The organism is Actinoplanes nipponensis, from assembly GCF_016862275.1.
Lineage (GTDB): Bacteria > Actinomycetota > Actinomycetes > Mycobacteriales > Micromonosporaceae > Actinoplanes > Actinoplanes nipponensis.
Genome location: NZ_BOMQ01000047.1, coordinates 25,708 through 44,381, shown reverse-complemented (window position 1 = coordinate 44,381; position 18,674 = coordinate 25,708). Strand labels below are relative to the sequence as shown.

At 71.8% G+C, this 18,674-nt stretch carries 20 protein-coding genes; 10 read left to right on the top strand and 10 right to left on the bottom strand.

What is annotated here, in order from left to right; genetic code table 11:
- Nucleotides 1-82: 82 nt before the first annotated feature.
- Nucleotides 83-796, bottom strand: a complete 714-nt coding sequence (locus Ani05nite_RS19495) for a sensor histidine kinase (RefSeq protein ID WP_203770113.1) — start codon at nt 794-796, stop codon at nt 83-85.
- 223 nt (nt 797-1,019) lie between these two features.
- On the opposite strand from Ani05nite_RS19495, the gene Ani05nite_RS19490 reads away from it, so the two are divergent.
- The 10 genes from Ani05nite_RS19490 to Ani05nite_RS19445 all read left to right on the top strand — a co-directional run bounded on the left by Ani05nite_RS19490 (nt 1,020) and on the right by Ani05nite_RS19445 (nt 9,230).
- Nucleotides 1,020-1,718: a response regulator transcription factor gene (locus Ani05nite_RS19490; protein ID WP_203770112.1), complete on the top strand. Its 699-nt coding sequence runs from the start codon at nt 1,020-1,022 to the stop codon at nt 1,716-1,718.
- A gap of 85 nt (nt 1,719-1,803) precedes the next feature.
- The gene (locus Ani05nite_RS19485) at nt 1,804-4,143 is read left to right on the top strand and encodes a chemotaxis protein CheA (protein ID WP_203770111.1); all 2,340 of its coding nucleotides are present in this window, start codon (nt 1,804-1,806) and stop codon (nt 4,141-4,143) included.
- Between the two features lies 1 nt (nt 4,144).
- The gene (locus Ani05nite_RS19480; protein WP_125812421.1) at nt 4,145-4,582 is read left to right on the top strand and encodes a chemotaxis protein CheW; all 438 of its coding nucleotides are present in this window, start codon (nt 4,145-4,147) and stop codon (nt 4,580-4,582) included.
- Complete coding sequence (locus Ani05nite_RS19475) at nt 4,582-5,454, top strand: hypothetical protein (RefSeq protein WP_203770110.1); 873 nt, start codon at nt 4,582-4,584, stop codon at nt 5,452-5,454. Before Ani05nite_RS19480 ends, Ani05nite_RS19475 begins: the two co-directional genes overlap by 1 nt.
- A 16-nt stretch (nt 5,455-5,470) precedes the next feature.
- A complete protein-coding gene (locus Ani05nite_RS19470; RefSeq protein WP_203770109.1) occupies nt 5,471-6,670 on the top strand; it encodes a protein-glutamate methylesterase/protein-glutamine glutaminase in 1,200 nt (399 codons plus the stop codon).
- Complete coding sequence (locus Ani05nite_RS19465; protein ID WP_203770108.1) at nt 6,667-7,512, top strand: CheR family methyltransferase; 846 nt, start codon at nt 6,667-6,669, stop codon at nt 7,510-7,512. Before Ani05nite_RS19470 ends, Ani05nite_RS19465 begins: the two co-directional genes overlap by 4 nt.
- Nucleotides 7,513-7,527: 15 nt before the next feature.
- Nucleotides 7,528-7,905, top strand: coding sequence for a response regulator (locus Ani05nite_RS19460; RefSeq protein ID WP_239130329.1), 378 nt, complete (start codon nt 7,528-7,530; stop codon nt 7,903-7,905).
- On the top strand, nt 7,902-8,378 hold the full coding sequence (locus tag Ani05nite_RS19455; RefSeq protein ID WP_203770104.1) for a chemotaxis protein CheX: 477 nt from the start codon (nt 7,902-7,904) through the stop codon (nt 8,376-8,378). Before Ani05nite_RS19460 ends, Ani05nite_RS19455 begins: the two co-directional genes overlap by 4 nt.
- Nucleotides 8,375-8,737, top strand: a complete 363-nt coding sequence (locus tag Ani05nite_RS19450) for a response regulator (protein ID WP_203770102.1) — start codon at nt 8,375-8,377, stop codon at nt 8,735-8,737. The genes Ani05nite_RS19455 and Ani05nite_RS19450 overlap by 4 nt, the downstream gene beginning before the upstream one ends.
- 7 nt (nt 8,738-8,744) lie before the next feature.
- Entirely contained in the window at nt 8,745-9,230 is a 486-nt protein-coding gene (locus Ani05nite_RS19445; protein WP_203770100.1) for a hypothetical protein, read from the top strand.
- 45 nt (nt 9,231-9,275) lie between these two features.
- On the opposite strand, the gene Ani05nite_RS19440 is transcribed toward Ani05nite_RS19445, so the two are convergent.
- The 9 genes from Ani05nite_RS19440 to fliO all read right to left on the bottom strand — a co-directional run bounded on the left by Ani05nite_RS19440 (nt 9,276) and on the right by fliO (nt 18,674).
- Complete coding sequence (locus tag Ani05nite_RS19440; RefSeq protein ID WP_203770098.1) at nt 9,276-10,325, bottom strand: sulfotransferase family protein; 1,050 nt, start codon at nt 10,323-10,325, stop codon at nt 9,276-9,278.
- Nucleotides 10,326-10,492: 167 nt separating this feature from the next.
- The gene (locus tag Ani05nite_RS19435; protein ID WP_239130326.1) at nt 10,493-11,581 is read right to left on the bottom strand and encodes an AI-2E family transporter; all 1,089 of its coding nucleotides are present in this window, start codon (nt 11,579-11,581) and stop codon (nt 10,493-10,495) included.
- A gap of 49 nt (nt 11,582-11,630) precedes the next feature.
- Nucleotides 11,631-11,876, bottom strand: coding sequence for a hypothetical protein (locus tag Ani05nite_RS19430; protein WP_203770096.1), 246 nt, complete (start codon nt 11,874-11,876; stop codon nt 11,631-11,633).
- Nucleotides 11,877-11,879: 3 nt separating this feature from the next.
- Nucleotides 11,880-13,436 (bottom strand): hypothetical protein, encoded by a 1,557-nt coding sequence (locus tag Ani05nite_RS19425; protein ID WP_203770094.1) that lies wholly within the window; start codon nt 13,434-13,436, stop codon nt 11,880-11,882.
- Nucleotides 13,426-15,468 (bottom strand): flagellar biosynthesis protein FlhA, encoded by a 2,043-nt coding sequence (flhA, locus tag Ani05nite_RS19420; protein WP_203770092.1) that lies wholly within the window; start codon nt 15,466-15,468, stop codon nt 13,426-13,428. The genes Ani05nite_RS19425 and flhA overlap by 11 nt, the downstream gene beginning before the upstream one ends.
- Before the next feature lie 77 nt (nt 15,469-15,545).
- On the bottom strand, nt 15,546-16,637 hold the full coding sequence (locus Ani05nite_RS19415) for an EscU/YscU/HrcU family type III secretion system export apparatus switch protein (protein WP_203770090.1): 1,092 nt from the start codon (nt 16,635-16,637) through the stop codon (nt 15,546-15,548).
- Nucleotides 16,638-16,640: 3 nt separating this feature from the next.
- Nucleotides 16,641-17,405 (bottom strand): flagellar biosynthetic protein FliR, encoded by a 765-nt coding sequence (locus Ani05nite_RS19410; RefSeq protein ID WP_203770089.1) that lies wholly within the window; start codon nt 17,403-17,405, stop codon nt 16,641-16,643.
- A complete protein-coding gene (fliP, locus tag Ani05nite_RS19405) occupies nt 17,402-18,280 on the bottom strand; it encodes a flagellar type III secretion system pore protein FliP (protein WP_239130323.1) in 879 nt (292 codons plus the stop codon). The genes Ani05nite_RS19410 and fliP overlap by 4 nt, the downstream gene beginning before the upstream one ends.
- Entirely contained in the window at nt 18,258-18,674 is a 417-nt protein-coding gene (gene fliO, locus Ani05nite_RS19400) for a flagellar biosynthetic protein FliO (RefSeq protein ID WP_203770088.1), read from the bottom strand. Before fliO ends, fliP begins: the two co-directional genes overlap by 23 nt.

Genomic DNA, 18,674 nt, shown 5'->3' with positions numbered 1-18,674 from the left:
CGCCCGGCATCGTTATCGGACCGGCTTTTTTCCGGTACGTCCCTTCTTTCGCCGTTTCCACCGTATGACTGGGACGTCCGTGTCAATCTGGGGGGATGGTCGGCGGAAGGTCGATCTCGGCCCCCGCGCCCGTTTCGGGGGCGAAGGTCAGACGTACCGAACCGCCGTGCCGGGCCGCGATCGCCTCGGCCAGCAGCATCCAGACGGCGGTGCTGCGCCGCCGGTGCGGGGGCTCCGGGGTGGCGAGCATGCCGGCCATCAGGTGCTCGTCCGTCAGCTGCTCGGCCTGCCGCGCGGTCACGCGTACCGTCCAGCCGGCCGGGCCGGCCACGGCGTCGACCGTGGCCGAGCGGTCGGCCGCCCCGCTGGCCACCGTGCCGATCACCGCGTAGCAGAGGTCCCGCAGCAGGCCGGCGTCGGCGATCAGCGGCGGCCCCGGATCGGCCCGGACGGTCGCCGCCGTGTACGGCTCGTGGCTGGCCAGCAGCTCCACGGCCTCGCGGATCAGCGCGCCGAGATCCACCCGCTCGGGTCGCAGTTCCCGGTCCCCGGTCTGCAGCCGGGTCACCAACATGAGGTCCTCCACAAGGGTGAGCATCCGGTCGGTGTTACGGCGGACCGCGGCCAGCGCGATCGAGCGCTCGGCCGGGGCGAGGTCGTCGGCGTCCAGGCTCTCGGTGAACGACGCGATGGTGGTCAGCGGCGTCCGCAGCTCGTGCGAGATGACGGTGAGGAAGCGGGGTTGCAGCATGCCGCCCGACAGCGTCGGGGGCGCGGGTGGGGGTACGGGGCTCACCGGCTGCTCGCCGATCGGGCCCGGAGGCGGATGCGCACGCTGAACTATAACTTTCCGTATATGAACCGACACGTCACGCTATCGTGGTTTTGGACATTTCATCTTCGCCGTCCGCGGTCGCGGGGGGCGCAAGCAAGACGCTGACCGATGCCGGGCACGTGCCGTGCCGGCCGGGCAGCCGCGTCTGGCGACGCAGGCGTTGGGGGGTCACGGTGATAAGAGCATGAGCAGGCTGCTCGTGGTCGAGGACGACCCGGACATCGCGCTGGCCCTGCGGCTGCTGTTCAGCCGGGCGGGCTACGAGGTGGCGCACGCCGGCGACGGCCGTACCGGCCTGAAGGAGGCGTACGCCGAGCACCCCGACCTGGTGGTGCTCGACGTCGGCCTGCCGGAGATGGACGGCTGGCAGGTGCTCGAACGCCTGCGGGACGTCTCGGACGTGCCCGTGCTGGTGCTGACCGCACACGGCCAGGAGGCCGAGAAGGTCCGCGGGCTGCGCGGCGGCGCCGACGACTACCTCACCAAGCCGTTCGCCAACAACGAGCTGCTCGCCCGGGTGGAGGCGCTGCTGCGCCGCTCGTCCGGGGCGCAGAACAGCTGGGCCAGCCAGATCTACGACGACGGCCTGGTGCACCTGGACCCGACCAAGCGCCGGGTCTACGTCAAGGGCGACGAGAAGCGCCTCACCCCCACGGAGTTCCGGCTGCTGAACGCGCTGGTCCGGCACGCCGGGGCGGTGCTGAGCCCGAACCAGCTGCTGACCCAGGCCTGGGACGACCCGACCGGCATCGGCCAGGAGCGGGTCAAGTTCGCGGTGCTCCGGCTGCGCCGCAAGCTCGGCTGGACGGATCCCGAGGATTCCCCGATCGAATCCGTGCGCGGCTTCGGTTACCGCTACCGGCGGCCGGGTGGTGACACCTGAGCCGGGGGCGGTAGCGCAACGGGTGTCCTCAGGTGTGGAGCCCGGAGGTCGATGAGCAGCATGGGAAACGAGCAGGAGGTAGTCCGTGGAAGACCTTGGCGAGATCGTCGGCGAATTCCTGATGGAGAGCCACGAGAACCTGGATCAGATCGACCGGGATCTCGTCGCCCTCGAGCAGGAGCCGGGCTCGCGTGACCTGATCTCACGCATCTTCCGGGCAATCCACACCATCAAGGGTACGAGTGGATTCCTGGCGTTCAGTCGGCTCGAGACGCTCGCCCACGCCGGCGAGTCACTGCTGTCGCGCCTGCGGGACGGGGTGCAGCCGGTCACGCCGACGACGATCACCACGCTGCTCGCCACCATCGACGGCGTCCGTTCGCTGCTGGAGGCCATCGAGCAGGACGGCAACGAGGGCGACGTCGACGTCGACAGCATCATCACGGCGGTGCACGCCCAGATGAACGCGCCGGCCGAGGCCGCCGCCGCGCCCGTGGCGTCCACCGGGGCCGTCGAGGCCCCGGAACCGCTGGAGGAGAAGCCCGTACGCCCGGCCCCCGAGCCCGTGGAGGGGCAGCGGAAGCCGCTCGGCGAGATGCTCGTCGAGTCCGGCGCCGCGGCGCCCAGCGACGTCGGCTCCGCCCTCCAGCAGCAGCTCGAGGGCGACGAGCGCAAGCTCGGCGCGATCCTGCTCGAGGAGGGCAAGGCCCAGCCGGCCGCGGTCAGCGAGGCGCTGCAGGCCCAGGCGCCCAAGCGCAGCGTCGCCGACAGCGCCATCCGGGTCGACGTCGACCTGCTGGACGGGCTGATGAACCTGGTCGGCGAGCTGGTGCTGGCCCGCAACCAGCTGGTCCGCGGCGTGATGGAGACCGGCGACTCCGGCCTGGTCCGCAGCGCCCAGCGGCTCGGCATGATCACCAGTGAGCTGCAAGAGGGCATCATGAAGACCCGGATGCAGCCCATCGAGCACATCTGGTCCAAGCTGCCCCGGGTCATCCGGGACCTCAGCCAGTCCCTCGGCAAGCAGGTCGAGCTGGTGATGGAGGGCAAGGAGACCGAGCTCGACCGCAGCCTGCTCGAAGCGGTCAAGGACCCGCTGACGCACCTGGTGCGCAACGCGGTGGACCACGGCATCGAGGAGGCCGACAAGCGGGTCGCGGCCGGCAAGCCGGCCGTCGGCACGCTGACCCTGCGGGCGTACCACGAGGGCGGGCACGTCGCGGTCGACGTGGCCGACGACGGCGCCGGCATGGACGTGGACCGGATCGCCGCCAAGGCCGTCGAGAAGGGACTGCTGCGCGCCGAGCAGATCGCCACGATGGACAAGCGCGAGATCATGGCGATGGTCTTCCAGCCCGGCTTCTCCACCGCGGCCAAGGTGACCAACGTGTCCGGCCGCGGCGTCGGCATGGACGTGGTCAAGACCAACATCGAACGGATCGGCGGCGCGGTCAGCGTCGACTCGACGCTGGGCGAGGGTACGGTCTGGCGCCTCACCATCCCGCTGACCCTGGCCATCATCCAGGCGCTGACCGTGGACTGCGGCGACCAGCGCTACGTGGTGCCGCAGGTGGCCGTGCTGGAGCTGGTCTTCATCGACGGCCAGTCCACGAAGATCGAGTACGCCTCCGGCGCGCCCGTCTACCGGCTGCGCGGCAAGCTGCTCCCGCTGGTCCGCCTGGACCGGGCCCTCGGCCTGGACGTCGGCGGCGACCAGGGTGTCTACATCATGGTGCTGCACGCCGACGGCCGCCGGTTCGGCCTGGTCGTGGACCGCGTCCTGAACACCGAGGAAGTGGTGGTCAAGGCGCTCAACAGCCGGTTCAAGGACATCGGCCTGTACGCCGGCGCCACCATCCTGGGCGACGGCAAGGTCGGCCTGATCCTCGACGTCTCCTCGCTGGCCCGGCGCTCGCACCTGACCGCGGACTCCGACCGGGAGAATCTGGTCGGCACGTCGCGGGCCAGCGGCGGACCCGCCAACGGCGAGCGCCTGCTGGTCACGGCCGTCGGGGAACGCCGGGTGGCGATCCCGCTGGACGCGGTGACCCGGCTCGAGGAGTTCCCGCGGGACCGGATCGAGCACGCCGGGTCGCGCGAGGTCGTGCAGTACCGGGGCCAGATCCTGCCGCTGGTGCGCCTGTCGCACCTGCTCGGGGCGTACAGCGAGACGGAGGAGGGCGACACCGTGTCCGTGGTCGTCTACAGCGAGGGCGAGCGCAGCGTGGCGCTGGTGGTCGACCGGATCGTCGACATCGCCGAGAACTCCACCACCGCGCGCCGCGAGGCGGAGGAGGACGGCCTGGTCGGCACCGCGGTCATCCAGCAGCGGGTGACCGAGCTGCTCGACGTGCGCCGGGCCATCCTGGCCGCCGACCCGAACTTCTACACCGAGGTGCCCGACCCGATGCTGGTGGAGGCCTGACATGGCGAGCCGTCAGTTCGCCACCTTCGAGGTGGCCGACCAGCTCTTCGGGGTCGAGGTGCACACCGTGCAGGAGGTGCTCTCGTACAACGAGTACACCCCCGTGCCGCTGGCCCCGCCGGCCGTCGGCGGGCTGTTCAACCTGCGCGGGCAGGTGATCGCCGCGGTCGACCTGCGGGTCCAGCTCGGCCTGGTCCGCCAGGCCATGCAGGGCCCGGTGATGAACGTGATCCTGCGCGGCGACGGCGAGCCGGTCAGCCTGCTGGTGGACCGGATCGGCGAGGTCGTGGACCTCGACGACGAGGCGTTCGAGGGGCCGCCGGACACGCTCAGCGGCCCGACCCGCGAGCTGGTCACCGGAACGTTCAAGATGGACGGGCGGCTGATGCTGGCCCTGGACGTGAACCAGGCTGTCGACACGTATCGAGCCACCACCTGATGTACAGCCTCGTCAGCGCCCCCGTCCTCGGCTTCGACCTGACCCGCCTCGGCGGCGGGTCGGCGACCGCCGAGGTGCTGTTGCGCGCCCTGCGCCTCAGCGTCGGGGACCTGCCGGTGCTGGCCGAGCGGCTGCCCGACGAGGGTGTCCGCGGGCCGCTCTGGGTCGAGGTGGAGAGCGCGGCGCGCCGGATGCCGTCGCTGAAGGGCCTCAAGGCCGACGACCCGGCCAGCTCGCTGGCGCTGGTCGAGCGGGCCCCCATCGGATCGGTGGACTCGCTGCTCACCTGCCTGCGCTACGACGTGATGGCCTGGACCTGGCACGGCGCCGGCCGCGACGCGACCCAGAGCGAGGCCGCCGCCGCGGCGACGGGCCTGCTCTGCGACGCCGCCGTGGCCAGCTATCTGCGCGAGGTGCTGGACGACACGACCCGCCGGATGCTCGGCGCCGGCTGGGTGTCGGCGTTGCGCAAGCTGCCCGCCGGCAAACCGATCGACCTGGGCCCGCACCACTACGCGGTGTCGGCCCTGCTCGACCGGTTGCGCTCGATCCGGGCCAACGACCTGACCCGGCTGTTGCAGTCCGCGGAGGACGCGCGGCGCAACGCCGGGGGGTGGTCCCCGGCGGTGCACTCGGCGTCGTGGGCGGCGTACCTGTCGGACCGGGTGCGGACGGCCGCGGCCGCCCAGATGCTGCTCGTGCAGGCCGTCGACACGGCGGCGATCCCGCTGGCCGACCGCGCGGGCGGCGTCTGGAACATGCTCAGCGGCGCGGTGCAGGCCCTGGTCGTCCGGGACCTGCTGGACACCGCCACGGCCCACCGGCTGCTCGCGCCGGTGGTCGCGGCGCTCGGCCCGGCGTGGCTCGGGTGAAGGGCGCGGTGACTTCATGATCAAGGTCCTGGTCGTCGACGACTCGGTGGTCGTCCGCCGGCTGATCGTCGACTCGCTCACCGGCGCGCAGGGCATCGAGGTGGTCGGCACCGCCGCCAACGGGCTGCTGGCCCAGGCGAAGATCGATCAGCTCAAGCCCGACGTGGTCACGATGGACATCGAGATGCCGCAGATGGACGGCATCGCCGCCGTCCGGGAGCTGCGCAAGCGGCACAAGCAGCTGCCGGTGATCATGTTCAGCACGCTGTCGGCGGCCGGGGCGAGCGCGACGCTGGAGGCGCTGTCCGCCGGGGCCACCGACTACGTCACCAAGCCGAGCAACGTCGGCTCGATCGCCGAGTCCATCGCGGCCGTCCGGGACCAGCTGGTACCCAAGATCCACGCGCTGGCCGGCCGCCGCACTCCCGGGACGCCGACGCGGCCCGGATCCGCGCCGGGACGACCCGGCCCCGTGCCGGGGCGCCCCGGGCTGGCGCCACCGGCCGCCGGACGCCCGGGCGGACCGGTGCCCGGCCGGCCGGGCCTGGCGCCCGCCCGTCCCGGCGCCCCCGTGGCGGCCGGACCGGCCCGCCGCGCCGGCCCGCTCGGCCGCGTCGACATCCTGGCGATCGGCTCCTCCACCGGCGGCCCGGACGCGCTGACCAAGGTGCTCCAGGCGCTGCCCGCGGACCTGCCGGTGCCGGTGGTGGTGACCCAGCACATGCCGCCGGTCTTCACCCGGATGTTCGCCGAGCGTCTCGACCGCAGCACGGCCCTGCACGTGGTCGAGGCGACCGACGGGATGGAGCTGGCGCCCGGCACCGTCTACATCGCCCCCGGCGACCGGCACCTCGTGCTCCAGCGCCGGAGCACCGCGACGCTGACCCAGCTCAGCGGCGCTCCGCCGGAGAACTCGTGCCGTCCGGCGGTCGATGTGATGTTCCGATCGGTGGCCGCGCTCTACGGGGCCTCGGCGTTCGCCGCGGTGCTGACCGGTATGGGATACGACGGACGGGGTGGTGCGAAGGTGCTGCGTGACGCGGGTGCCGCGATCCTGGCGCAGGACGAGGCCAGCTCGGTGGTCTGGGGCATGCCCGGCGCGGTGGTCGGCGCGGGGCTGGCCGACGAGGTGCTGCCGCTGGACCGGATCGCGGGGGCGCTGATGCAGCGGCTCCAGACCGGCCGCGTCACGCGCCCGGCGGCGGTGACCCGATGACGCTCTCGGCCGCCGACTTCGCGTTCGTCTCCGCCATGGTGCGCCGGGAGGCCGCCATCGTGCTCGCCCCAGGCAAGGAGTACCTGGTCGAGGCGCGGCTGATCCCGGTGGCCCGCCAGGTCGGCGCGGCCAGCGTCGGGGAGTTCCTGGCCAATCTCCAGCGCCGGCCCAACCCGGCCGACCAGCGGCGCATCGTGGACGCGCTGACCACCAACGAGACCTCGTGGTTCCGGGACCGGGAGCCGTTCTCCGCGCTGACCGACGTCGTGCTGCCGGAGCTGGTACGGACCCGGGGCGCCAACCGCACGATCCGGCTCTGGTCGGCGGCCAGCTCCAGCGGTCAGGAGGCGTACAGCCTGGCCATCACGTTGCAGGAGAACCTGCCGGCCGGGTGGTCGTACGAGATCGTGGGCAGCGACATCTCCACCGAGATGATCAAGCGGGCCGAGGCGGCCGAGTACAGCCAGGTCGAGGTCAACCGGGGGCTGCCGGCGGCCCAGCTGGTGCAGTACTTCGAGCGGTCCGGCGCGCACTGGCGGATCACCCCGGGGCTGCGGCGCAACGTGTCGTTCAAGCTGATGAACCTGACCGCGCCGTTGCCGGCGATGCCGCCGTTCGACGTGATCTTCCTGCGCAACGTGCTCATCTACTTCGACGTCGCGACGAAGAAGTCGGTGCTGCGCAACGTCGCCCGGCTGCTGCGGCCGGACGGCTGGCTGTTTCTCGGCGCGGCCGAGACGACCATCGGCATCGATGACAACTACGAACGGGTGGCGGCCGGCCGGACCTCTGCCTATCGAGTGCGGAGCGCGGCGCCCGCCGGCGCCGCGAGGAAGGGGTGAGCTGCGGTGCGTGCCATGGTGATCGACGATTCCCGGGCGATGCGGATGATTCTCAAGCGCATCGTCGCCAAGCTGAATTTCGACGCGGTCGAGGCCGGTGACGGCCAGGAGGCCCTCGACCTGCTGGCCACGATGACCGAGGTGCCGGAGTTGGCCCTCATCGACTGGAACATGCCCAACATGAACGGGCTCGAGTTCGTGACGAAGGTGCGCGCCGAGCCCCGGTTGCGCGAGATGACGCTGGTCATGGTCACGACCGAGAGCGAGCAGAGCCAGATCGTCCGGGCCCTCGCCGCGGGCGCCCACGAATACGTGATCAAGCCCTTCACGGAGGGCGCGATGATCGAAAAGTTGGCCCTGCTGGGCCTCGTCCCGACCGGAGCGAACTCATGAGCGAACCCGTGGTGACCGAGGGAGACCTCGCCGAGATGGTGGAGCAGGTGTGGGTGTCGTACCTCGATCCCGAGGGGGTGAGCCCGCTGGTGCAGAACGGTGAGGTCAAGCAGCCGACCGAGGTGCACTCGACGGTCTCCATCACCGGCAGCTGGCACGGCCACCTCGTCTACGCCTCGTCGGTGCAGGCGGCCACGCGGGCGGCCGCGGCGTTCCTGGCCATGGAGCCCGACGAGGTCGGCCAGGAGGACATCTCCGACGTGCTCGGGGAGCTGGCCAACATCGTCGGCGGCAATGTCAAGGCGATGCTCCCGGCCGGGTGCTTCCTGTCGCTGCCGACCGTGGTGCTGGCGCCCGACACGGCCTCGTACTACCCGGCGGCCGAGCGGATCAGCGGCCTGTACGGCACCTGGGCCGGTGAGCCGGTGTCCATCTCCATGTGGCAGAGCGTGAAGCAGGAGGCAAGCGCATGAAGATCCTGATCGCTGACGACAGCCGGGTGATGCGCCAGATCGTGACCCGGACCCTGCGGCAGGCCGGTTTCGGTGACCACGACCTGGTCGAGGCCGCGGACGGTCAGCAGGCCGTGGACATCGCGGTGGCCGAGAAGCCGGACCTGGTGATCTCGGACTGGAACATGCCGGAGATGACCGGCATCGAGGTGCTGCGCAAGCTGCGGGCGGCCGGCAACAACGTGAAGTTCGGCTTCGTGACCTCGGAGTGCACGCCGGAGATGCAACAGGCGGCGGAGGCCGCCGGCTCGGCGTTCTTCATCGTCAAGCCCTTCACAGCGGAACGTTTCGACGAGGTCTTCTCTCCTATTTTGGGATGATATACATATGTCTGACACCTCGGTTATCCCCGTCGCCCTCACCGTCCGCAACCTCTTCGAGGATCTGCTCGGCCGGGACGTGAACGTCTCGCCGGGCGACCCCATGACGGCGAGCGACCTGCCCACCGCTGTGCTCGCCGTCTACACGGACACGTCGCAGCAGCTCTACGCGGTGCTCGGCATGCAGCTGGCGCTGGCGGCCAACGCGGGGGCCGCGCTGGGCCTGCTCCCGGCCGGCGCCGCCGAAGACAGCATCGAGGAGAAGACGCTCTTCCCGAACCTGGCCGAGAACGTCTTCGAGCTCTGCAACGTGCTGACCAGCCTGCTCAACCGGGAGGGGGCGCCGCACGTCAAGCTCTACCAGGTCATCTACCCCGGGATGGACATCCCGAACGATGCCCGCGCGCACCTGCTCGCCCTGGGCAAGCGCCTGGACCTCACGGTCGAGGTGGCCCGGTACGGCAAGGGCAAGCTCTCCCTGTCGATCGCCTGACCCCGGCGCGCCGGACCGGGCCGGACCGGGCGCCACGGCGCCCGGTCACGGCCGTCCGGCGTCGATCCGGTCGCTCGCCGCGTGCGGCTCCGAGGCGCCGCGCTGCGCCAGCACCGTCCCCGGCACGTAGGCCACGCGCCGGCCGGGGCGTAGCCGGCTCGCGGCCCGGCTCAGCCCGCGGCGGGCCGGCGCCAGGCGTTGCGGCGCGGCCGTCCAGCCGTACCGCAGCAGCTCGGCCGGGGCCGGGCGGGCCGTGCCGGACAGCTCGTAGCCGCCGGCCACCAGCCGGCTGCCGAGCGCGGCCTCGCAGAGCGCGATCTCCTCCGGGTCCAGCCGGGTCGCCCAGCTCTGCACCCGGCCGGTGGTCACCGGCGCGTGGGTCAGCGCGTGCCACGTCTTGAACGACGGCACCGCGACCCGCGCCACCGCGGACGGCTCCGCCATCGCCGGGTCGTACTTCTCACCCAGGTACGCGCACACGGCGGCGAGCCGGCCGTGCGGGTCGGTCACGAGGTCCTCGTACCGCACCTCGTGCCACTGGTCCGGGCCGAGGCGCCGGGCGGCCCGGCGGGCGTCGTCGACCGCGCGCGCCCAGGCGGCGACGGTGGCGTAGATGTCCTTGCGGTGCCAGGACATCTCCTTCAGCGAGGCCACGCAGTCCCGGCCGTCCCGGACGATGTTGATGAACTGCGCGTCCGGGAAGAGCCGCAGCAGCATGTCGACGTTGTGCAGGTACGCCGGCCGCTTGTCACCCCAGCGGGGCTTGCCGAAACGGGCCGCGTACCGCTGGAAGACCGTGCCCAGCGCCGAGCCGAGCGTGCCCGGACCGGCCGCGATCCGCTCGACCACGTCCTCGGGGTCGAGGCCGAGGTCGCCGAAGCGGGTCTCCGGACGGTCGACGATCCGGCGGGCCAGCGCGCGCCGGTTGGCCGCCACCGTCAGGTCGCCGAAGGTCCGGCGTTCGGCGTAGACCGCCAGCACGAAGCGGGTCTCGGGCGGGATCGCGATGCGCGGGTGGGCGTGCAGCATGAGCTGGAGCATCGTGGTGCCCGAGCGCGGGCAGCCGACGACGATGATCGGGCGATCAGTGGGCACGGTTCACCTCCGGTGGGCAGTCGAGCCGGAGGTAACATATGCGGTCAAAACGGAAATGTTAACCACTCGTCAAGCGTGTCGGGGGACGGGTGAAGACGGCCGTGGGGTCGTCCATCGACCGGATGCGCCGCAGGCGCACGGTGTGGCCCAGGTGGTGGGCCGCGCCGTCAGGCCGGGTCGGGCGCCGTCGTCCGGTCCTCGCCGACGGTCGGCTCCGGCTTGAGCCGGCCCCTCCGGGTGTCCCAGATGTCGCGGGCGATGATCTGCAGGATGCCGGCCACCGGGATGGCCAGCAGCGCGCCGAGGATGCCGGCCAGCTCCACCCCGATCAGGATCGCCAGCAACACGGTGAGCGGATTGAGCTGCACGGTCCGGGCGAAGATGAGCGGCTGCAGCAGGTGGTTCTCCAACTGCTGGTAGAGCACGAAGAAGGCCAGCACGACCAGGCCGGAGACCACCGAGTCGGTGAACGCGGCCAGCACCGCGACCACCGCGCCGAGCGTCGCCCCGACCAGCGGGATCAGATCGGCCAGGCCCACGAACAGCGCGATCAGCCCGGCGAACGGCACCCCCAGCACGGCCAGCACCAGGTACGTCAGCAGCCCGCAGATCAGGCTGATCAACAGGTTGCCGGTGATGTACCCGGTCACCGTCCGGGCGCAGTCGTGGCTGACCCGGCGGATGCGCTCGGCCCGGTGCTCCGGGAACAGCGCCAGGAACCCGCTGATCACCTTCGGGGCCTCGAGCACCATCAGGTAGGAGAGCACGAAGACCGTCAGCGCCCCCGCGACCCCGGTGGCCGCGCCCTGCAGGGCGGCGAGGGTGGGCGCGCCCAGCCCGGAGAGGTAGCCGCGGATCTGCGCGGAGTGGCTCTGCGCGTAGTCGAGCACGTGGAAGCGTTCCGCCAGGTCGCCGACCGGGCCCCGGCCGGCCCGGATGTCCGCGATCAGCGCCGGCAGGTCGTCGGCCAGCTGGGTGCCCTCGCGCACCAGCGGGATGACGAACACCGTGACCAGGCCGGCGATGAAGGCGAAGGCCAGGAGGAAGACCAGCAGCGTGGCCAGCCACCGGCGCATCCAGCCGATCCGGCGGTCGAGCAGGCTGACCGCCGGATGCAGCGCCACCGCGAAGAACACCGCGATGACGATCCAGGTCAGCACCCGGCGGGTCTCGTAGGCCAGGGTGAGCAGCAGCACCGTCGCCAGCACCAGGCCGATGACGACCATCGTGCACCGCGCGACGGTCCGATTGTCCACAGCAGTCACGAACCGCCGACTACCCCGGCCTGAACTGCACAAACGGTCCTCATGAGGGACCCGGCCGGCTTTCCGCGGCGCCGCCCGGCGACGGCGTCGTGGGGGTGCCCGGCTCCTCCGTCCGGCCGTACCCGGCGGTGACGAAGCGCAACCCGGCGAGCAGGACCGCGGCGATCGGCACGGCGATGAGGAAGCGGATCAGCACCTGGCTGATGTCGACCTCGTCGGTGACGTAGCGGTACAGCGCCGGTGCGCTCATCAGCACCGCGAACAGCAGGACGGAGGGCCGGATCACGGGCTACCGGCCCCGGGCGGGCCGCCGCGGCAGGGCCGCCATCGGCACCACGTCCGCCGCGATCCGGGCGCAGAGCATGGCGGCCCAGGCGTGCGGGGTGGCGGGCTTGCCGTCCAGCGACACGATCGGCAGGTCCAGGCCCAGCACGGTGGCGGGGTCCGCGGTGATGTCGACGCTGTGCACGACCAGCGCCTCCACCTCGCCGAGCGTCCGCAGGTGCCGCGCGGTGTCGGCGGTCTTGCGGGTCGCGTCCACGACCGCCCAGACGGCGGTGGCGCCGAGCGCGTCGCACATGTCGCTGACGTAGATCGGGTCGGTGCCCCCGACCGGCGCGTCGACCACCACGATCCAGGCGTGGTCGGCGCTCTGCAGCCGCTCGGCCTTGCCCGCGGCGACCGGCGGATCCCCGAGCACCCGCGAGGAGTGCATGCCGGTACCGGCGGCGGTGGGGCCGCCCAGCATGAGGTGGGCCTGGTCGATCCCGGCCTGCTCGCAGAGCTTGCGGCCGATCGGCAGCGCGTGGTCCACGTCCCCGCAGAGCACCAGGATCTCGCCGGGCGCGTCCGGCACCGGTGGGGCGCCGGGCCGGGAGGCCAGCACGCTGAGCACCCCGGCGTAGGTGTCCCCGCCGACGATCTGCGCGGCCAGCTCCGCCGGCATGCCGACCCGCATCAGGTTCTGCTGCACCGGATCGGCCTGCATCGGCCGCAGCACGGCCGGCGACTGGGACGTCGTCGTGGCGTGCACGGCCGGCCCGGCCGGGGCGGCGGGCGCCCCCAGCCCGAGCCCGGCCAGCGTCTCGGCCAGCCCGTTGCCGGCCGGCGCGGGCGAGGTCGGCACCAGCCCGTACGCCGCGGCCGCGGTGCGGGGCGGCGCCGGGTTCTGCGCGGCCCGGTTCGCGGCCGCGTTCGACGGGTAGGCCGGCGCGTCGCTCACCCCGAGACCGCCCATGAGCTCCGCGAGCGACGGTACGGGCGGCAGCGGGCGGGTGCCCGAGTGGCCGCCGTTGACCGGGGAGCCGGTGGCCTGCGCCGGGCGGAACGGCCGTACCGTCGGCCCGTCCGGCCGCTCGGTGTCGGCGCCCTGTCCCCGCGGGCTCGGCCGCCCCCACGGGTTGGTGTCGGCCTTGTCCAGGCCGGCCATCAGTTCCGCGAAGGCGGCGCCCGGGTCGGCCGCGGCCCGCCCGGCGGCGCCCGGCTGGCCGGCGCCGAGGCCGGGACGGCCCACCGCGGCCTCCGCGTCGCCCATCCCCGCGTCCCGGCCGGCGAGCCGGTCGGTGGGCGGGGCGCCGTCCGGCGTGATCCGGTCCCGGGACTCGGCCCGGGCCAGCAACTGTTCCAGCGTCTGCGGCGGCTCTTCGGCCGCCGGCGGTCGGCGTGGCACGTCCATACGTTCTTCGGCGTCGGGAACCTCGACCGACAGCTCGTAGTGTTGCTTGGCGAAGAAACCGCCGAAGCCACCGCTACGGACCTTGTCGGCCGAGATGATCCGGACTGAGGAGCCGTACTCGTCGCGCACCTGCGCCAGCAACGGCTCGATGGCCGGACCCTCAAGCAGCACCCGCGTAGGCACCGTTCACCACCCCCATGGTCTCGATCTGTGCGGTGGAACCGGAGATCTCGGAATAGGACAGCACCTGCACGCGGTGGGATCCCGCGCGCAGGAGACGCATCAGTGGCAGCCGCAGCTGCGGTGAGCAGGCCAGCACCGGGGTGATGCCCTGCTGTTCGGCGGCCTCGACGAGCCGGCCGGCCTCGGTGACGATCGCCTCGGCGCGCATGCCGTCGATCGCCATGAAGGCGCCGGTCTCGCTGGGCCGCAGCGACTCGAGCAGGCCCTGCTCGAGCATCGGTTCGAGCGTGATGACGGTGAGCCGGCCACCGGCGGCGTACTGCGCGGCGATGGCCGGGCCCAAGGCGGCCCGGGCCGCCTCGACCAGGCCGTCGTGGTCGGCGGACACCTTGGCGCGCAGCGACAGCGACTCGAAGATCCGGACCAGGTCGCGGATCGGCACGCCCTCGTCGAGCAGCGCCTGCAGCACCCGCTGGATCTGGCCCAGGCTGAGCAGCGACGGGGTCAGCTCCTCGACCACCACGGGGTTGGTGCGCTTGACCATCTCGGTCAGCGACCGCACGTCCTCGCGGCCGAGCAGCCGGCTGGCGTTCTGCCGGACGATCTCGGCCAGGTGCGTGATGATCACCGAGGCCCGGTCCACGACCGTCGCGCCGGACAGTTCCGCCTGGTAGTGCAGCTCGGCCGGGACCCACTTGCCGGCCAGCCCGAAGACCGGCTCGACGCCGGCCCGGCCGGGCAGCGCCTGCAGGCCGTCGCCGATGGCCAGCACGGTGCCGGGCGGGGCCTGCCCGCTGCCGGCGTCGACGCCGCTGATCCGGATCGCGTACGACGACAGCGGCAGGTCGAGGTCGTCGCGGGTCCGCACGGGCGGCATGACCATGCCCAGCTCCAGGGCCATCTTGCGGCGCAGGGCCCGGACCCGGTCCAGCAGGTCGCCGCCGTTGGAGTCGACCAGGTCGACCAGGTCGGGGGAGAGCGCCAGCTCCAGCGGGTCGACGCGCATCTCGCCGAGCAGCTGCTCGGGGGAGTCCGGGGCGGGCCGGTCCAGCTCGGCCGCCGGGGTCCCCTCGGCCTCCGGCGCCGGGTCCTTGATCCGCTGGGCGATCAGCAGCACGGTCGCGCCGATCAGCAGGAACGGGACCTTGGGCAGGCCGGGGATGACGCACAGGCCGAGCGCGGCGCCGCCGGCGATGCGCAGCGCGAGCTTGTTCTGGCTGAGCTGGCTGGTGACGCTGCTGCCCATGTCGCCGGTGGTGGCCGAGCGGGTGGTGATCAGACCGGTGGCCACCGACAGCAGCAGGGCGGGGATCTGCGAGACCAGGCCGTCGCCGACGGTCAGCAGGCTGTAGTGGTTCATCGCGTCCGCCGGGGACATGCCCTCCTGGAGCATGCCGATCGCGAAGCCGCCGACCAGGTTGATCACCGTGATGATGATCGCGGCGATGGCGTCGCCCTTGACGAACTTGGAGCCACCGTCCATCGCGCCGTAGAAGTCGGCCTCGGCGGCCACGTCGGCGCGGCGCTGCTTGGCCTGCGCCTCGTCGATCAGGCCGGCGTTGAGGTCGGCGTCGATCGCCATCTGCTTGCCGGGCATCGCGTCCAGGGTGAAGCGGGCGCCGACCTCGGCGACCCGCTCGGCGCCCTTGGTGACCACCACGATCTGCACGATGATCAGGATCAGGAAGATCACCAGGCCGATGACCAGGGATCCGCCGACCACGAAGCTGCCGAACGCGTGGATGACCTTGCCGGCGTCGCCGTCGCGCAGCACCAGCCGGGTGGCGCTGATGTTGAGGGCCAGCCGGAAGAGGGTGGCCACCAGCAGCAGCGCCGGGAAGACGGAGAAGTCGAGCGGCCGCTGGACGAACATGGCGACGAGCAGGATCAGCAGGGCGCCGGTGATGTTGAGGGCGATGAGCAGGTCGAGCAGGAAGGTCGGCAGGGGCACGACCATCATGACGATGATGCCGATGACCCCGATGGGTACGGCGAACTTGCTGAGGTTGCGGTCTTTCACAGCACCCCCTCCACTTGCTGATACTCCCGCAGTGGGGCGCATGATGTGAGTAAATCTCCCAGATTGTGGCTATGGTCCTATGCGACCGCCGGGGTCGGGTTCGGGGGGCGATGGACCCCAGCCGCCGATCCCTTGGCCTTCAGGCTCATCACGAACGCCAGCACCTTGGCCACCGCGCCGTAGAAGTCGGCCGGGATCTCCATCCCCACCTCCACGCTCTTCTCCAGGGCCCGGGCCAGCGGCACGTCCTGCACCATCGGGATGCGGTGCTCGGCGGCCAGCTCCCGGATCTTCTGGGCGGTCGCGCCCCGGCCCTTGGCCAGCACCCGGGGGGCGCCGCGCTCCGGGTCGTACCGCAGAGCGACGGCGACGTGGGTGGGGTTGACCAGCACCACGTCGGCGGTCGGCACGTCGGCCATCTGCCGGTTGCGGGCCATGGCCATCTGCCGGGCCCGGATCTGGCCCTTGACGTGCGGGTCGCCCTCGGTGTTCTTGTGCTCCTGCTTGACCTCCTCCTTGCTCATCCGCAGCTGCTTGTTGGTGCGCCGGCGCACCACGAAGTAGTCGGCGGCGGCCATCACGATGCCGGCCACCGCGGCCGCCCGGATCAGCGACAGCACCGCGTCGTCGATCACGCCGAGCAGCGCGCCGATCTGCAGCTGGCCCGCGGTCATCAGCAGCGGCACGATGTCCTTCATCGTCAGGTACAGCACGCCGCCCAGCACCCCGGTCTTGACCAGCGCCTTGGTGCCCTCCCAGAGCGACTGCGGGCCGAACATCTTCTTGATGCCGGGCAGCGGGTTGAGCCGGCTGAACTTCGGGATGAACAGCTTGGTGGCGACCCGGATGCCGCCCTGGGCGCCGGCCGCCGCGATGCCCACGGCCATCATGGTCAGCGCCAGCGGCAGCACGGCCCAGGCGGCGCTCATCATGCCGTCCTTGAGGATGTCCATCGCCACCTGCGGGTCCGGGTCGGCGATGACGTCCGGGACCTTGGCCATCAGCTCCTGGGAGTGCTGCATGGTCGAGCCCAGCGTGCGCGGCAGCACGATGCTGGCGGCCAGCATGCCGAACCAGGCGCCGATGTCCTGGCTGCGCCCGATCTGGCCCTCCTGCTTGGCCTTCTTGAGCTTCTGCGGGGTGGGCTGTTCGGTCTTCTCGCCGGCCACGGATCACCCCCCGCTCAGCCGGACGACCGCGACGACGGCCTTGTCGATCAGCGTGTCCAGCGCCCTCGGCAGCACCGCGATCGCGGTGCCGGACAGGGTGAGCAGCAGGAAGATCTTCGCCGGGAAGCCCAGCTGGAACGCGTTCAGCGCGGGCGCGACCCGGTTGAGCAGGCCGAAGGCGACATCGGTGAGGAACAGCACGGCGATCAGCGGGCCGGCGATCTGCACGGCGGCGATCACCATCTCGCCGATGCCGCTGGTGAGCAGCTTGCTGAACGTCTCCAGGGAGAAGGTGGCGTCCAGCGGCAGCGTCTTGTACGACTGCAGGAACCCGCGCAGCACGAGCTGGTGGCCGTCGCTGGCGAACAGCAGCGTGGCCGCCACCAGGTTGTAGAAGCGCCCGAAGACCGAGCTCTGGTTCTGCGACAACGGGTCGTACGCGGACGCGAGGGTGAAGCCGCCGAAGACGTCCAGCAGGTCGCCGGCCGCCTGGATGGCCGCGAAGAACAGGAACGTGATGAAGCCCAGCCCGGCCCCCACGAACACCTGCAGCACCGCGCTCGCGATGATCGCCGAGGTCTGCACCGAGGGCACCGAAGCGCTCAGGTAGGGCGCCATCGGCAGCGCCAGCCCGACCGAGAGCAGCGCCTTGACCTGCGCCGGGATGAGCCGCGAGTTGAACGGCGGGCAGAGCATCAGCCACGCGCCGGCCCGCACCGCGCCCAGCATGACCGCGATCAGCTCGGCGATGGGCAGGTCGGCGTTCATCGGTACGAACCGACCAGCGCCGTGATGATCAGCCCCCAGCCGTTCACCAGCACGAACAGCAGCAGCTTGAACGGCATCGCCACGGTCACCGGGGGCAGCATCATCATGCCCAGCGACATCAGCGACGCGGAGACGACCATGTCGATGATGAGGAACGGGATGAAGATGACGAAGCCGATGATGAACGCCGCGCGCAGCTCGGACAGCACGAACGCCGGGATCAGCGTGGTGAGCTCGACGTCGGCCGGGGTCGCCGGCTTCGGCTGCCCGGACACCTTGATCAGCAGGGCCAGCTCGTCCTCGCGGGTGCTCTTCAGCATGAACTCGCGCAGCGGGCGGACGCCGTCGTTGAACGCCTGCGACTGGGTCTTGTCGCCGGCCAGGTAGGGCTGCACGCCCACCTCGTTCACCTGCGACACCACCGGGCTCATGATGAACAGGCTGATGAACAGGGCCAGGCCGGCCAGCACCTGGTTGGGCGGCAGGCTGGTCAGCCCGAGCGCGTTGCGGGTGATGCCGAGAACCATGAACACCTTGGTGAAGCAGGTGCAGAGCAGCAGCACGGCCGGGGCCACCGAGAGCAGCGTCAGCCCCAGCACGATCACCAGCGAGGAGGCCGGCTTGCTGCCGTCGGGGTTCGTACCGTTGATGTTGAAGTTGATGCTGCCGCCGCCGCTGGGCGTCACCGTGGGCGCGACCGGGGCCGAGGGGCCCGGCGCCCGGGGCAACTCGTAGCCGACGGCGACCGCGGCCGGCTGCGGCACGGGCTGCGGCGGCGCGGCCTGCGCCGCGGCGGCCGGCACCAGCGCGCCCAGCGCGAAGAGCAGGATCAGCAGGGTACGCCGCCACATGTCAGCGCCTCGTCGTCCGGTCACGCAGGAAGTCCAGGGTCGAGCTCCAGGTCCGCGGCGACAGCAGCGAGCCGTCCAGCTTGCCGCCGTGGTGCTGGAGCACAGTGGGATGCACCGCCGGGGCCACGCCCTCGGCCGGGGCCGCCGGCCGCGGGTGCGGCTCGTGGCCGAACGCGTCGAGATCGGTCTCGCCCAGCAGGCTCACCTGGGCGTCGGTGACGCCCAGGATCAGCGCCCGGTCCGCGACCTGGACGACCGCCACCGACGAGCCGCGGCTCAGCGTCTGCCGGGTGAGCACCGCGAGGTTGCCCGAGCCGCGCCGGCCCACGCCCCCGCGCCGCGCCACCCGGGCCAGCCCCCACATCAGGCCGAAGACGACCAGCAGGGAGAAGCCGATCCGCAGCACGAGTTCGAACAA